Consider the following 15,275-nt stretch of genomic DNA (forward strand, 5'->3'; position numbering starts at 1 on the left):
ATTTCTCACAATGGAATCAGTCAATTCAAATACAACAAAAAAAGCAGGTGAGTTATGGATTCCACCAAACGTCGCTTTCTCAGCGCGGTCACAGCCGGAGCCGCGTTAATTCCAGTCGCAGGCATTGGCACGGCAACTGCGGGAAACATTATTCGAAATAACCAGTCCGCTGACCGAAAAGGGCAAGTCGGCAAGCGTTATGCCATGGTGATAGATTTGCGTAAATGTGTCGGATGCCAGGCTTGCACTGTGGGTTGCAGCATCGAGAACCAAGCGCCAATTGGTCAATTCCGAACCACCGTAAAGCAATACGAAGTTACGTTAGATGATGGCTCTACAGCCACGCGAGAAGCAAAAGCCTTTATGCTACCGCGCCTTTGTAACCACTGCGACAACCCACCTTGCGTGGCAGTGTGTCCGGTTCAAGCAACCTTTCAGCGCGAAGATGGCATTGTCATGGTGGATAACAGCCGCTGCGTCGCCTGCGCGTACTGCGTACAAGCTTGCCCTTACGATGCTCGTTTTATCAATGAAGACACCCTCACCGCAGATAAGTGCACCTTCTGTGCGCATCGTCTAGAGCAAGGCCTATTGCCTGCCTGCGTGGAGACCTGTGTTGGCGGTGCGCGTGTGATTGGTGATTTAAATGATCCAACAAGCGAGATTCGCCGCTTAATCACAGAACATCAGGACGACATCAAAGTGCTGAAACCCAATGAAGGTACCAATCCACACGTGTTTTATATCGGCATGGATGAACGCTTCACCAGCCACATCGACGGGCAGCCAGCTATTTACGACCCACAAGGAGAGCGAGCATGAACATCACCGAAGTGTTAGTCCAACCTCAAGCGATGGCTTGGCTCCCGTGGGCGGTACAGTATTTCTTCTACATCGGTTCGGCTTATGCGGCTGCTATTTTATTCCTAATCGCCCTATTATTTGAAAAACACACCAGCCACAGACTGCGCACTGCGCTTGTGCTGACGCTGGCCATCGGCGCCATCGTGGGGCCATTAGCGTTAACTGGTGATTTACACCAACCGGGACGCGCATGGCATTTTTACGCGCACATCACACCGTGGTCATGGATGTCTTTAGGATCTCTTTTCTTGCCTGTTTTCTCAGGTTTAGCGGTAGTGACTGCATGGCTGTATCTCCGCCAGGATCTGATCAACTTACGTAATCAGCCAGGGAAAGTACTGCCTCTAATTTCAAAGCTGTCACTGGGTGAATGGGTGCTCTCTCGTAGAGCCATGCTTATGGTATCTGCCATCACAGTGCTATCAGGCATCACCATTGCAGTCTACACAGGGGCTGAAATTGCGGTCGTTAAATCGCGCTCTTTATGGCACCAACCCGCGTCACCAATTCTTTGGTTTGTCACTGCATTTATGGGCGCGGTCGGATTTTCTCTGCTGATTTGGTTACTGCTGCCTAGTCAGTCAAAGACGCTGACATCTGGCGATACTAATTTACTGAAAAAATCAGTGGTTACCAGCGGTGTATTAACGCTGATACTGCTACCGATTTGGGCATCCAACGATTCCGCATTTTCGCTCTATTCTAGCGAACAATGGATGCACAACATTGCCCTGCTCACTTTTGTCGTTTTAGGTTGTGTTTTGCTCGCTTTCATCTTCTTGCGCGATACCAAAAAGTCCGCATCAGCCAGATTTCGTCACGTCATAGGGCTCAGTTTTGTGTCTGCTGCCGCACTGGAAAGTGCATGGCTGATTCGCTGGTTTACCATCATGGAAGTGCAAACCATCGCCAAGTTCGATGCAGGGCTGTATCCATACCAACTCACTATGGATGGAAATGGCTGGATAGGCATTATCGGCATGCTCGGATTATGGCTTGCACTGGCACTGCTCGGTTCGGAGCTGGTTCAGCCAAAACAAAAGATCGAAGTAAAAGCCTCATCACCCACCTTAACTGAACGCTAATCAAAGAGGATTTCATCATGGATAACAAACGCCGTCAGTTTTTGAAATCAGGCATTGCAGTGGGTGGGCTTGGCGCATTCGCTGCGGGTTACGCCACCACCACCAAACACATGGTCGAGGGTGCGCTCGAAGGCACTGCGGGAGAAAAAACGCGTGATATTCACCACGGTAACTCGCTTGAACCAGAGTACACGGTCAACAGCAAAGGCAACCTAATCCCTAATCCAAATCAGCGCGTTGCACCATCGATGTGCTTTGGTTGTTGGTCACTGTGCGGATTGCGTGTACGCATTGATAACCGCAACGACGAGATTTTGCGTATTACTGGCAACCCATATCACCCACTCTCTCATCAGCAACACATTCCGTTCGAAACGCCAGTCAAAGATGCTTATTTAAGTTTGGCAGGAGAAGCGGGCCTTGACGGTCGTTCAACAGCATGCGCACGTGGCAATGGGATGCTAGAAATTCGCAACAGCCCGTACCGCATTACTCAGCCACTGAAACGAGTTGGAAAACGCGGCGAAGGAAAATGGATTCCGATCAGCTACGAGCAATTGATAGAAGAAATCGTAGAAGGTGGTGATTTATTTGGTGAAGGCCATGTTGATGGCTTACGCGACATTCACGATTTAACAACGCCCGTAGATCCTGAAAACCCAGAATATGGACCGAAAGCCAACCAATTGTTAATGACCAACGCCGGTAACGAAGGCCGAGACGACATATTCAAACGCTTCGCGTTCAACAGCTATGGTACACGTAACTTTGGGCATCACGGCTCTTACTGCGGCTACGCATTTCGTGCTGGCAGCGGCGCATTTATGAACGACTTAGATAAGAACGCACACTTAAAGCCAGATTTTGATAATGCGGAATACATCATCTTCATCGGTATGTCGCCTGCGCAAGCTGGCAACCCTTTTAAGCGTCAGGCGCGCCAACTCGCCAATGCGCGAACAGAAGGTAGCTTGGAATACTCCATCATCACGCCAAGTTTGCCTGCGGGTTCATCGAGCTTGGCTGCCGGTGACAACAACCGCTGGATACCAATCAAACCGGGCACCGACTCTGCCCTCGTGCTTGGTATGATCCAGTGGATCATCGAAAACCAACGATACAACAAAACCTTCTTGGCGCAGCCGGGGGCAAACGCGATGAAACGAGCCGGCACCGCGCACTGGTGTAATGCTACGCATCTCGTGATAAGCGATAATCAGCACCCGAGAAACGGCACGTTTTTACGCGCGTCGGACTTGAATCTGCCATTCGAGGGCGAAGCGTTGTCTGACTCCGACCCGTACGTCATCGTGGATGAGCAAAGCGGCGAATTTGGTGTTCATACCCAAGCTGAGGAAGCGGCACTGTTTGTCGATAAAACGGTTTCGCTTGCATCGGGCGAAGTGCGCGTAAAATCGTCTCTACAAAGACTCAAAGAAGAGGCGTTCAAATACAGCCTTGCGTTCTACAGCCAACAATGTGAAATCCCTGTCGAACAAATTGTTGAACTAGCAAAGCGCTTTACCAGTCACGGAACAAAAGCGGTGGTCGATACCCACGGTGGCAACATGCACACCAATGGGTTCTATAACTCGTTTACTATCATGATGCTCAATGCGTTGATTGGTAATATCAACATGAAAGGCGGCGCGATGGCCAAAGCGGGTGGCTATCCAACTTCCGCTGCGGGTCCTCGTTACGACTTCACCAAATTTGTTGGCAAAGTCGGCCCGAAAGGCGTCTTTTTATCGCGCAGTAAATTCCCATACCACAAAACCAGCGAATACAAACGTCGCGTTGAGGCTGGTGAATCCCCTTATCCAACTCGCGCGCCTTGGTATCCGTTTGCCGCGCCACTGCTGACAGAGCACCTATCTGCGGCTATTGATGGGTATCCATACCGCGTAAAAGCGTGGATCAACCACATGGCGAACCCAATGTATGGTGTACCCGGTTTGAAAACGCTGCTGGAAGACAAGCTTAAAGATCCAAAACAACTCGGTTTGATTGTGTCTGTTGATGCGTTCATTAACGAAACCACCGCGTTGTCGGATTATATTGTACCTGACACGGTCACCTACGAAAGCTGGGGTATGGCAACGCCTTGGCACGACGTTCCGGTGAAAACCGTCACCGCTCGTTGGCCGATTGTGGAAGCGCGAACAGAGAAAACCGCCGATGGTCGTTCGATTTGCTTAGAAAACTTTTTGATTGATGTCGCCAAGAAAATGCAACTAGGCGGCTTTGGTGACAACGCGATTCAAGATGCGCAAGGGAATTGGCACGCTCTCCACAGCGCTGAAGATTTCTACTTACGTTCCGCGGCAAACTTGGCTTATGTGAAAGGCGGGGTGCCTGAAGTTTCGGCAGAAGACATTGCGTGGTCCGGCCTAGAGCGTTTAATGCCAGCCATGCAGAAGACGCTGACAGCGGATGAGATGAAACGTGTGGCGTTTATTTTTGCTCGCGGTGGACGTTTTGAAAATGCAACCGAAGCGTATCAAGGTGAGCAAATGAAGCACAAATGGACACGACCTGTCGCGATATGGAATGAACGTGTCGGCAGCGCAAGAAACACCATGACCGGTGATTTCTACACGGGTTGCCCAACATGGCATCCACAAAAACTGGCCGATGGCACATCAATGGAAGACCAGTTCCCAAGCTCAGAATGGCCTTTCAGCCTGACGAACTTTAAATCCAACATTCACAGTGCGGTATCCAACCTATCGCCAAGGTTGAACTCGATTAAAGGCGTAAACCCAGTGTACATCCATCCAATCGATGCCGAGCGTGCGGGCATTAAAACGGGTGATGAGTTTGTTATCGAGACACCATCTGCAAGCACCAAAGCACTTGCGATGATAGTCAGCGGGATTAGCCCTAGCACACTCGGATTTGAACATGGGTTTGGTCATACCGAGCTAGGACAACGCTCGCACTGGATCGGCGATAAACAACAACCCGTAAAAACGCGCAGCCAAGATGGCGTCAACATTAACGACATTGGCTTAATTGATCCTACCCGAGAAGGTAAAGGTGTATTGTTGGATTGGGTAGTGGGCGCGGCGGCACGTCAGTCCCTGCCGGCCAAAATCCGCAAAGCGTAACGCCGCACGTTAAGACGTCTCTACCACTTAGAGCTGCCGATTTGTGCAGCTCTTCACCACTTTGTTTTTATCGCTTATAGAACAACCAATAAAAACAAATACGGCCATTTACACTTATTAAATATGTGGAAATCCACAATACCTTTCATTATTGGCAAGGCCGACAATATCGTCCATGTGACTACCAAGTAGCACTTAGACATATTAATAAAAATTAAAGTGAGTCAGCATGTCAAAAATTCTTCCAGTGGTGGTGGCCTGTTTGTTAGCAACCACTATGGGCGCAAGCGCCTCGTCTATTCCGGAAAAAGCCAGCGTATGTAGCGGTTGTCACGGCCAAGATGGCATGGGACAGCCAAATATCGCGCCTATGATCGCTGGTTTAAACGCGAATTATCTCAACACTCAAATCGAACTATTCCTTAGTGGCGAACGCCAAAATGTGGTCATGCAAGGCATGGCGAAGGAACTCAGCGATCCCGCAGATCGGAAGGAAGTGATGGAGTACTTTGCTAACCTCCCGAGCTATGAGTTCACGAATCCAGAACAACGCGGCGACCAAGCTGATATTCGTAACCCGTATCGTAAATTAATTTTCCAAGGCGATTGGGATAGAAACATTCCAGCTTGCGCAACTTGTCATGGAGCCAGCGGTATGGGCGTCGACAAGTTCCCTCGCCTCGCAAGCCAACATGCTGATTACTTAAAAACGCAATTGATGGCATGGAAAAACGGCACTCGCAGTGGTGACCCGCTCAATATGATGGGGACCATCGCAAAAAATCTCACTGACGAAGAGATTGAAAACCTTTCGTACTACTTTGCCTCATTACGTTACTAGGAGCAGACATGAAACGTTTCTATTCTTTGTTCGCATTGCCTTTCATTTCTACGCTCGTACTAGCTAACGATCCGTTACCGGACCGCCAGAAAGAGCTACCTGCGATAGAAAAAGAAAAGCACGGTGAATACTTAAAACCGCGTGATCTCAGTACAATTCCAAACACCGCATTTGGTGAGCAAGTAAAACGCGGTTACTCGCTCTTTGTTAACTCACAACAAATGCGCGGAAAATACGTTGGCAACGAACAAAACTGTGTGAACTGCCATATGGAGGCAGGACGAAAAGCAAACGCTGCGCCACTGTGGGCAGCTTACATGGCATACCCGGCATATCGTAAGAAAAACGATCGCGTAAACAGCTATGCTGACCGTATCCAGGGTTGTTTCGAGTATTCCATGAACGGTAAAGCGCCCGCTTACGATTCGACAGAAATTGTTGCCCTTAGTGCTTACGCCTACTGGTTAGCAATGGGCGGCTTGCTTGACAAACATGGTATGGCGGATGAACCCATTCCAGAGCTAGACGCAAAAACGTTGCAAATTGGTGGAAAAGCAAGAGACTTCCCGTTGCCCGAAGCCATCGCACAAGCATTACCAATTGAAAAGCGGGGTAACCTCTCTGGGCGTGGCTACCCAAAAATCGCCGCCCCTGAGCAAGAACCATCAATAGAGCGAGGCGCATTGGTCTACGAAAAGAACTGTGAAACTTGCCATCGCGCCGACGGTTCAGGCATCAAAGACACCAACGACTATTCATACATTCCACCACTTTGGGGCGAATATGCGTATAACTGGGGCGCAGGTATGCACCGGATTAACACTGCAGCCTATTTTATTTACGAAAACATGCCGCTTGGGAAAAGTGTGCAGCTGACAGAGCAAGAAGCTTGGGATGTCGCAGCATACGTCAACAGCCATGAGCGTCCACAAGATCCTCGATTCAAAGGCAATGTCACCGCAAACGCGGAGAAATATCACCAGCACCAAGGCTATTACGGCAAAACGCTCAACGGTACGCAAGTCGGGGCCAATGCCTTTAAGAGCGGAACGGTCAAGTAAAGTACAACTAAGCACCTTAAATAAAATGCTCTTTTTCCCTGCTCAGATTATCTGGGCAGGGTTACTTACCCTTAAAAACAAGTAATTACCCCTCCACAGACAAGCAATATCACATTATTTTCGGCTTCCAACATACTCATCTTCGCCGTAAAATCTTGTACCAAACGCGACTTCGTTTATGTCTTAGCTCTCCCATATGCTCTAATGCCAAAAGTAAGAAACTCGTAAACTCCTGAATCAAAACAAGCGTGCCTAGTGAAAAAAGAGTATTCTTAAAGCAAATGAATCTAAAACCTACCCGATGAGTATTCAACCTAATTCCCGTCAGTTAATTTCATGCGAAGAGTGCGGCCTTGTTGTTCGCATTCCCGATATCGAACAGGGGCAAAAAGCACAATGTCCTCGATGTTCGCATTCGCTGACTAAAGTGAATGCCAAGCCTTACCAAAGCGTGATCGCCATATCATCGGCATGTTTGATCATGTTAGTGCTAAGCATTTCTTTCCCTTTTATGTCGTTCAGCGTGCAAGGGTTGTCGCAAGAGATCACCTTGTTGCACGCTGCCAAAATGCTGGCTGAGTTTCAAAATGTGCTTTTGGGTGTGCTGTTACTCGCAACAGTTATCGTTTTACCTGCAATCTATGTTGGCCTCATTCTCTTTCTTCACCTTGAAGCATTAAAAGCACGTAAACATACCCCCTCTAAAAAGCAGCAACGAATGGCAAAAGTTTTATGCCGTCTTCTGTTTCGAGTCGAACCCTGGTTAATGGTGGATGTCTTTTTGATTGGCGTGTTGGTCAGCTTAATTAAAATCGCTTCCCTCGCAGACATAGGAATGGGCACTTCATTCTGGGCGTTTTGTGTATATACCGTTCTGGTAGTCAAATGCATATCAATGGTCGACAAAAGCTGGCTCTGGGGACACTTTATTCCAGCTATCGAGCTCTCTGATGTAAAAGAGGGTGACACGCACCATAACCACAACCATATTGGTTGTCATACGTGTCACCAGCTCAACCCTATTGAAGCTAAAAAACACCAACACTGCATTCGTTGTAAAAGCCCTATTCACAAATACAACCCCGCAGATAATTTACAAAAAGCTTGGGCGCTTTTGTTTGCTTCAGTCATTTTCTATATCCCTGCAAACCTCTACCCTATGATGTACACCGTAAGCCTTGGACATGCAGAAGGTTCAACTATCATGGAGGGGGTAATATTGCTTTGGCATTTAGGTTCTTACCCTATTGCGATGGTAATTTTCTTTGCTAGCGTATTTATTCCAATGGCGAAAATGCTGGCACTCGCGTGGCTGTATTACAATGCGCAAAAAGCGCGATATCTTCCGCACGAAGAGAGTATTTCACGCTTAAAGATCTACCGCATAACTGAGTTTATTGGTCGTTGGTCTATGATCGATATCTTCGTCGTCGCGATCTTAGTTGCACTGGTTCAACTGCAAAACTTAATGGCGATTTATCCAGGTCCTGCTGCGCTCTCTTTCGCGGCAGTGGTCATTTTTACTATGCTTTCTGCAATGATATTTGACTCACGTTTGTTGTGGCAATTGCCACAAAACGAAGTGCAGGAGCCGATTTCTGACAACTTAAACGAGAAAGCCAAATATGAGTGATGAGAACAACGTAACCGCTCAAATAAAACCGCAAAAGCAGATTTCTGCGATATGGATTGTCCCGATCCTTGCGCTAGCCATGGGAGCGTGGATGCTGTTCCAATATATCAACAGTACAGGCCCACAAATTACTCTCCAACTGCCAACCGCAGATGGGATTGAGGTTGGCAAAACCGAAATCCGAGCATTGAATGTAAAAGTCGGACTGATTACTGAAGTCACTCTCAGTGAAAATTACGATCACATCATCGCTAAGGCACAAATGAACAAGGATGCAGAACGCATGCTGCGAGATGACACCATGTTTTGGGTGGTGAAGCCTCGTATTGGCCGTGATGGCGTTTCAGGTTTAGAGACCTTGCTCTCTGGCGCTTACATCCAACTTCAACCGGGTAAATCTAAGATAGAGAAAGAGCGCTTTACGGTCTTAGATGTTCCCCCAGTGGCCTCTCCTGATGCAGAGGGGTTACGCCTTGTGTTAACACACCGCGAGGCTGGTAAGCTAGGCGTTGGTGACCCCGTCATTTATAAAGGCTTTACGGTTGGTCGTGTAGAGAAAACCAGCTTTGATGTTGACACTCGCAAAGCGTTATACCAACTCTTTATTTTCAAGCCTTATGACAGCTTAGTGCGCACTCGTACCAAGTTCTGGCTGAATTCTGGCGTAGATTTACAGCTCAACGCTGAAGGGTTCGAAGTCAAGTTTGGCTCATTAGAGAGCATGCTAACGGGTGGTGTTACCTTCGATACCGTTCCAGGTCTTGAATCCGGTGAACAGCTCACTGAAAATATGGTCAACTTCCGCTTGTACGATGATATTAAACAACTTCGAGAAGGCATGTACGATGATTATATTGAATTCGTTATGCTTTTTGATGAATCGGTACGAGGACTTAAACGTAAGGCACCTGTCGAATATCGAGGCTTGAGAATTGGTACTGTGATGCGTGTACCAATGCGACTTCCAACCCCAGAAGAGAACTTTTCTGCGAAAAAAATCCCTGTATTGGTACGTATCGAGCTCGGCCGTGTTTATGGCGATTTCCAATCCCAATCTTTACCAATGTTAAAAGATAAATTGAAGAGTGAGTTTGCTAAAGGCCTACGTGGTACTTTAAAAACAGGTAACTTATTAACAGGCGCACTGTATGTTGACGCCGACTTCTATCCAAACGACGAGCCTTACGTACCGAGTAAGTTTGCTGATTTAGATGTTTTCCCAACCATGCGTGGTGGTTTTGCGCAGGTTCAGCGCCAAGTGAACGACTTCCTAAATAAGATTAATAACTTACCAATGGAAGAAACACTAGACTCTCTCAATTCAACGTTAAAAACGTCCGAAAAAACGTTAGCTTCAGCAGAACGCGTGGCGGACAGTATTGATAAACTTTTGAATCAAAAAGAGACGCAAGAGATCCCAACAGATATTCGCCAAAGCTTACAGCAATTACAAAAAACACTCGATGGTTATGGGCCCAACTCAACCATGTACAGCGAAATGGAAGCCACGCTAAAAGAATTAGAAAGCGTGATGACAGAGTTTAAACCCGTACTTAAACAGCTAAACGAAAAGCCAAACTCTCTTGTGTTTGGAGAAGATGAAATCAGTGACCCAATACCAGTTAAAGGCCAAAACTAATGAAACGAGTATTCTTTCTGTCTATCGCGCTATTTGTCGGTCTAACGGGTTGCAGTAGCGCTCCGCAAACTAAAGGAGCTATGTACCTTCTACCTAAGGTGGAACCAGTGACGCTGAGCTCTTCTGATATCGCTCAGCGCCCAACTTTAGTTGTTCGTCCAGTGACATTGGCGAGTTATTTGAATGATAGTGGCATTGTTTATCGAACCTCTGAGACCCAAGTTATTCAGGCGAAACACAATCAATGGGCGCACAGTATTTCTGAGCAAATCACTCAGAGAGTCGTCGCGGATCTGCGTCACAAGCAAAGTCATTACTGGCCGGCTGAAATGAATAATCTGTTGGATCAAAGCGGTGAAGCCAAACTCCAGCTTACGTTAAATAAATTTAATGGCAGCTACAAAGGTAATATCGAAATTGAGGGGGAATGGTTACTCATTAATGCCGAAGGTAAGGTAGAAAACAGCGCGCCAATACAAATCTCACAGCCGCTTCAAGATGAGGGCTATGAAGCGCTCGTCAACGCTTTATCCATAGGCTTAGAAAGCCTAACCTCAAACATTGCCAAACAACTCTAAGTCAATGTTAATTACAGGGAAGCAAGTTGCTTCCCTTTTTTATGCAGAGTGTAGCGACTTCTACTAAGCTGAAAGCTGACGAAAAGCCGAAAAGGAAATTGGATGAAACCATGTAACCTGCTATCACTCTCCTCACTCATTCTTGTATTACCTACATCAGTAGCGCTCTCAGCCGAGACACAAGAATCTCGTTGGCGAAATAGCATAGAAGTGTACATGCTAGGACTGAATATCCACGGGGATACCAGTATTGGTCGCTTTTCATCAGAGGTGGATGTCGATCCTAAGTTCATCGTAGACCACCTCGATATTGGGGCGATGTTGCGATTCGAGAGTATTTACCAAAGTAAGTGGGGCTACTACATAGATTATAGTTTCATGAACTTAAGTGGTGATGTTAATAATATCAAGGGCGCTCTGCCTAACGCTCGTTATCGTGCGGACATCGAAATACGGCAAGGTGTTCTAGAAGCAAAGGCATTCCAACGCGAACAATATTCATTTGGTAAACTGGATTATATGTTTGGATTACGTTGGTGGGACAATGACATCACCGGCAAACTGTATCGCAATGATAACCGGGTACTAGAAGATAGACTGTCATTACAAGAAGATTGGGTCGATTTTTTAGTTGGCTTGCGACTCATTGATGAATTGAGCGAAAACTGGCGATTTCATGCCAGTATCGACGCCGGACTTGGCAACGATACTCACTTCACTTATGCCATTCAAACTGGTGTTCGTTATCGTTTTAACGAATGGTCTGATCTCAACTTAGCTTACAAGTCGACCTGGGTTGATTACAAAAATGAGGGAGTATTTGAATATGATACAGCTTCTCAAGGGCTTTTAGTCGGACTTGGCTTTTACTTTTGATCAGGTGAAACCCTAGCCTATATTCAAGCGTTGTAACGTGTACTAGCTCTAGGCACACGTCTAGTGTCGCGTTACAGATGCTTAAATAAGGCAAATTGATCTTCATCAGACTATAAATTGCTCTTCGGTGTTACTCTCTGTCGCAAAATATAAAACCCCACTCTATGACCTCATATAGGTCTTATTGATAAGGTTCCCGAGTAGCAATGTCGATTAACATTTCCGATTTAACCACCGCCCTAAATAAGGTGGAGCATATTCATAAAGTTCAGCTTGAAAACGTACATCAGTTCTTCAAAGCAAACGAAGCTTTCTCGTTGCAAACATTCAGCCAGCTGATATCAAGCGACTCGCTTGATGATCGATTTAAAACCATCGATAAAGCGTTCTCTTTGCTTGGTGATGCAAAAACCTACCTTTTAGAAGCGTCTTACCTTATTAAGTAAAAAAGAAAGCCCCGATAAAATTCATTACCGGGGCTATCATTTTCTATCTAAACTACTGATTTACAATTTGTAACGATCATCAATTACCGTTAATTCTGGGAAGGTTTTACCCTCGTCCATCGCTTCTTCTGTCTCTTCTTTTACTTGGTTATCAATCCAGAAATTACCGATATCCATTGGATGAAGCACCCATTCTGTCGCTTTTGTCATGCCGTTTTTAGGAATTTTAACCCAGCGCCAATGAGCAACTCGAGAATAAGGCACCATGTAGCCAGGAACGATGATGTTCGCTTTGCTGACATAGTTTTGGATTTGATGCGACAAGTCGTAACGCTTCTCCTGATCAAACTCAGAATCATACGCTTCAATTAACTTGTCTAGCTCAGGGCTGCTGTAGTTGGTGTGAGCATTCGTTTGTGGTCGATTTGCATTATCCGAGTGTAGGTATTCCCAATACGCAGGGATCTCACCAGAGCCCATATTCAAAAACGCTAGCTGATGCTTTTTCTCAAGAATGTATTTAAACGCAGATGAGCCATCCACCAAGTTTAACGTGAACTCAAGACCAGCAAGTTTCGCTTGCTCTTTCAGGTATGCAATACGCGGTGTCCAAGAGTTGTATCCATAGGTGATAGCAAAGCTCAAGCGTTGGCCCTTGTCGTTAATACGAATACCATCTGCGCCCACTTTGTCAAAGCCCGCTTTTTCGAAGTGTTTAACCGCCGCATCAGCATCAAACTTTGGCGGTGTATTGTTAGGAACATCGTATTCGCCATGACCAAAGCCGAGTCCATGCGGTTTACGTGAATAATCTCCACGCATGATGTTTTCAATCATGCCGTCATAGTCAGTGGCTGCCATAACACCTTTACGCACTTCTAGGTTATCCAACATCGGCATCGCTGTGTTCATCCAAAGACCACCAGCTCCTTGCGGTGCTTCGTTAAAGCCCCAGTACTTTTGGATATAGCCTTTTTTGTACACATCACTATTGGTTTTGTCATGCCAAAAGCTTGGTAGCACCATCTCAAAGTAGTCTAAGTTGCCTTTCTCAAAGTGTTTCATGGCAATATCAGGATCGCGAATCACCTTAATGCGAACCTTTTCAACGTTATAACGGTTTTTATAGTAGCGGTTGTTGTATCCCCACCAATCTTCACCGACATGTTTGAATGTCACGCTCTTACCTTTCTTCACTTGATCAATGTAGTAAGGCGCTGCGGTTGGCTCAGATTTAAAGTTAAACTTTCTGACGAAGTTATCAGGCATGCCATCGTTATTTGCGTCCTTTTCTCCTTCAAAGAAGTGTTCAGGACGAGGCTGAAAACCATTACTTGGCATGTTAATCATAACCATAAGTGAGTCATGACTTTGAGCTACAGCAAGATTGACTTTGATCGTGTAGTCATCAATTTTTTCAACACTCACAATACTGTTTGTGAAGAAGTCGTTATACCACGGGTCGATAATGTCTTTTGACGTGTAGTACTTCATCATAAAGACGTAATCATCTGCTGTAATTTTTTCACCATCTGACCACTCGGCCGTTTCGTCGAGTTTAAAGAATACGGTTTTGTTGTCTTCTCCAAATGCCCATGACTTAGCAAGTTGAGGGATCCATTTGCCAGTATTTGGATGACGCTGAGCCAGTTTTGGTGAACCATCCATTAAGTATTGGCGCAAACCTGAGTTCGCATCTGGACCAACACTTCGTAATGTTTGCGGAAAGCTCTGAATGTAAGTGCGATAGGTGCCACCTCGTACCGCTTCTTCAGAGGCAAATAGAGGTTCGTTGTTGTTTGAAATCCATTCGATATCAGCTGGCAATTCTGCCGCACTCAGTTGAAAACTGGCAGCGGTCAGTGTTGCTAGTACTGAAAATGGCAGTTTTTTAGTCATGTTTCTTCCTTGTTGTGTTTGCGCACTAAGGTCGTAACAAGGAAGACAGCGTGTGAAAGCTCACAGAAAGCTGCGATTTAAAATACGCAGATAGGAAATAATAGGAACGTAATATGAAGTGACGTCCTGCCAGCTTCTATATTAATTTCAAAGAGTTTCACTAGGTCATCCTAGACCTTACAACGCAGTGAATGCATCTTCGCCATAGTATTCTTTAGACATTTGTAACGCAAGCCATCAATAACACATGGTTGCATTTTCGAGGCATCACAGTGAGTTATGTTACAAAAGTGTGATCGGCATAGTACCAAGCCCTACTTTACTCAGAATAAACCGCAGAACCTTTATCTCAATTGGCCCCGATATACCAGTTACAGCGAGTAAATGATCAGACATAGCTGGTTAAAAGGAATGGTTGTTTACCGCGATTAGTATTTTCATTCGATGTAAAAAGTGAGGCATCTTAGCCTCACTTTTCTCCATACAATCGAGACAGTGCTTACATGTTAGATAAGCTCTCATTGATCGACTTCAGCACTTCTGCAGGATTTGACGCTTGAGTGATAGGGCGACCAATCACAAGATAATCTGAACCTGATTGGATAGCGTCTACTGGCGTCATGATACGGCGTTGGTCACCTTGTTCTGAGCCAGCAGGTCGAATACCAGGGGTCACTAATTTAAATTCTTGGCCTAGTTCGCTCTTCAGTAGTGAGGACTCTTGCGCTGAACATACGACACCATCTAAGCCCGCGTTTTTGGTCAAGGTTGCTAGACGAATCACTTGCTCCTGAGGCGCAACATTCAAACCAATACCAGCTAAATCACTTTGTTCCATACTGGTTAGCACCGTTACACCGATAAGAAGTGGACGATCTTTACCATATGGCTCAAGAATTTCACGTGATGCCGTCATCATACGCTCACCACCGCTCGCGTGTACGTTCACCATCCATACACCCATTTCAGCCGCAGCGCGAACTGCTTTCGAGCAGGTGTTTGGAATATCGTGAAATTTTAAATCTAGGAATACCGAGAAACCACGTTTATGGAGTTCACGTACAAAATCAGGACCAAATAGCGTAAACATCTCCTTGCCAACTTTTAGTCGGCATGACGCAGGATCAATTCTATCTACAAACGCAAGTGCATCTTCTTGGTTATCATAATCCAGTGCGACAATAACTTTTTGGTCGATCATTTCATCTCCTAACTGTTTTGGTTCTTATTAAATAAAAAGTTA

Annotated in this window: 12 protein-coding genes; 10 read left to right on the forward strand and 2 right to left on the reverse strand. The window is 46.0% G+C overall.

Features of this window, described 5'->3' with window-relative positions:
* Positions 1–54 precede the first annotated feature (54 nt).
* The 10 genes from dsrO to R7Z10_RS09725 all read left to right on the forward strand — a co-directional run bounded on the left by dsrO (position 55) and on the right by R7Z10_RS09725 (position 12,133).
* Entirely contained in the window at positions 55–822 is a 768-nt protein-coding gene (dsrO, locus tag R7Z10_RS09680) for a sulfate reduction electron transfer complex DsrMKJOP subunit DsrO (RefSeq protein WP_318104762.1), read from the forward strand.
* Entirely contained in the window at positions 819–1,949 is a 1,131-nt protein-coding gene (nrfD, locus tag R7Z10_RS09685; RefSeq protein WP_318104768.1) for an NrfD/PsrC family molybdoenzyme membrane anchor subunit, read from the forward strand. Before dsrO ends, nrfD begins: the two co-directional genes overlap by 4 nt.
* Positions 1,950–1,966: 17 nt before the next feature.
* The gene (locus tag R7Z10_RS09690; protein ID WP_318104770.1) at positions 1,967–5,059 is read left to right on the forward strand and encodes a tetrathionate reductase subunit A; all 3,093 of its coding nucleotides are present in this window, start codon (positions 1,967–1,969) and stop codon (positions 5,057–5,059) included.
* Positions 5,060–5,288: 229 nt separating this feature from the next.
* Positions 5,289–5,900 (forward strand): c-type cytochrome, encoded by a 612-nt coding sequence (locus R7Z10_RS09695; RefSeq protein ID WP_054574783.1) that lies wholly within the window; start codon positions 5,289–5,291, stop codon positions 5,898–5,900.
* Between the two features lie 8 nt (positions 5,901–5,908).
* A complete protein-coding gene (locus R7Z10_RS09700; RefSeq protein WP_318104772.1) occupies positions 5,909–6,961 on the forward strand; it encodes a c-type cytochrome in 1,053 nt (350 codons plus the stop codon).
* Positions 6,962–7,262: 301 nt separating this feature from the next.
* Positions 7,263–8,594 (forward strand): paraquat-inducible protein A, encoded by a 1,332-nt coding sequence (locus tag R7Z10_RS09705; protein WP_025767235.1) that lies wholly within the window; start codon positions 7,263–7,265, stop codon positions 8,592–8,594.
* Entirely contained in the window at positions 8,587–10,233 is a 1,647-nt protein-coding gene (gene pqiB, locus R7Z10_RS09710; protein WP_005376682.1) for an intermembrane transport protein PqiB, read from the forward strand. The genes R7Z10_RS09705 and pqiB overlap by 8 nt, the downstream gene beginning before the upstream one ends.
* Positions 10,233–10,811, forward strand: coding sequence for a membrane integrity-associated transporter subunit PqiC (locus R7Z10_RS09715; RefSeq protein WP_054577654.1), 579 nt, complete (start codon positions 10,233–10,235; stop codon positions 10,809–10,811). The genes pqiB and R7Z10_RS09715 overlap by 1 nt, the downstream gene beginning before the upstream one ends.
* A 102-nt stretch (positions 10,812–10,913) precedes the next feature.
* Complete coding sequence (locus R7Z10_RS09720) at positions 10,914–11,687, forward strand: hypothetical protein (protein ID WP_005385811.1); 774 nt, start codon at positions 10,914–10,916, stop codon at positions 11,685–11,687.
* Positions 11,688–11,893: 206 nt separating this feature from the next.
* The gene (locus R7Z10_RS09725) at positions 11,894–12,133 is read left to right on the forward strand and encodes a hypothetical protein (protein ID WP_005376679.1); all 240 of its coding nucleotides are present in this window, start codon (positions 11,894–11,896) and stop codon (positions 12,131–12,133) included.
* A gap of 60 nt (positions 12,134–12,193) precedes the next feature.
* Here the strand turns inward: R7Z10_RS09725 and R7Z10_RS09730 are convergent, their stop codons facing one another.
* Positions 12,194–14,032: an extracellular solute-binding protein gene (locus tag R7Z10_RS09730; RefSeq protein ID WP_318104774.1), complete on the reverse strand. Its 1,839-nt coding sequence runs from the start codon at positions 14,030–14,032 to the stop codon at positions 12,194–12,196.
* Between the two features lie 499 nt (positions 14,033–14,531).
* The gene (gene pyrF / locus R7Z10_RS09735) at positions 14,532–15,233 is read right to left on the reverse strand and encodes an orotidine-5'-phosphate decarboxylase (RefSeq protein ID WP_213973252.1); all 702 of its coding nucleotides are present in this window, start codon (positions 15,231–15,233) and stop codon (positions 14,532–14,534) included.
* Positions 15,234–15,275 lie beyond the last annotated feature (42 nt).

It is taken from the genome of Vibrio sp. Vb1018 (genome assembly GCF_033338775.1).
In the GTDB taxonomy this organism is placed as follows: domain Bacteria; phylum Pseudomonadota; class Gammaproteobacteria; order Enterobacterales; family Vibrionaceae; genus Vibrio; species Vibrio alginolyticus.

Bases quoted from the DNA above. Each gene is read 5' to 3' on its own strand.
- dsrO (WP_318104762.1), top strand. From the start codon at position 55: ATGGATTCCACCAAACGTCGCTTTCTCAGCGCGGTCACAGCCGGAGCC.
- nrfD (WP_318104768.1), top strand. From the start codon at position 819: ATGAACATCACCGAAGTGTTAGTCCAACCTCAAGCGATGGCTTGGCTC.
- R7Z10_RS09690 (WP_318104770.1), top strand. From the start codon at position 1,967: ATGGATAACAAACGCCGTCAGTTTTTGAAATCAGGCATTGCAGTGGGT.
- R7Z10_RS09695 (WP_054574783.1), top strand. From the start codon at position 5,289: ATGTCAAAAATTCTTCCAGTGGTGGTGGCCTGTTTGTTAGCAACCACT.
- R7Z10_RS09700 (WP_318104772.1), top strand. From the start codon at position 5,909: ATGAAACGTTTCTATTCTTTGTTCGCATTGCCTTTCATTTCTACGCTC.
- R7Z10_RS09705 (WP_025767235.1), top strand. From the start codon at position 7,263: ATGAGTATTCAACCTAATTCCCGTCAGTTAATTTCATGCGAAGAGTGC.
- pqiB (WP_005376682.1), top strand. From the start codon at position 8,587: ATGAGTGATGAGAACAACGTAACCGCTCAAATAAAACCGCAAAAGCAG.
- R7Z10_RS09715 (WP_054577654.1), top strand. From the start codon at position 10,233: ATGAAACGAGTATTCTTTCTGTCTATCGCGCTATTTGTCGGTCTAACG.
- R7Z10_RS09720 (WP_005385811.1), top strand. From the start codon at position 10,914: ATGAAACCATGTAACCTGCTATCACTCTCCTCACTCATTCTTGTATTA.
- R7Z10_RS09725 (WP_005376679.1), top strand. From the start codon at position 11,894: ATGTCGATTAACATTTCCGATTTAACCACCGCCCTAAATAAGGTGGAG.
- R7Z10_RS09730 (WP_318104774.1), bottom strand. From the start codon at position 14,032: ATGACTAAAAAACTGCCATTTTCAGTACTAGCAACACTGACCGCTGCC.
- pyrF (WP_213973252.1), bottom strand. From the start codon at position 15,233: ATGATCGACCAAAAAGTTATTGTCGCACTGGATTATGATAACCAAGAA.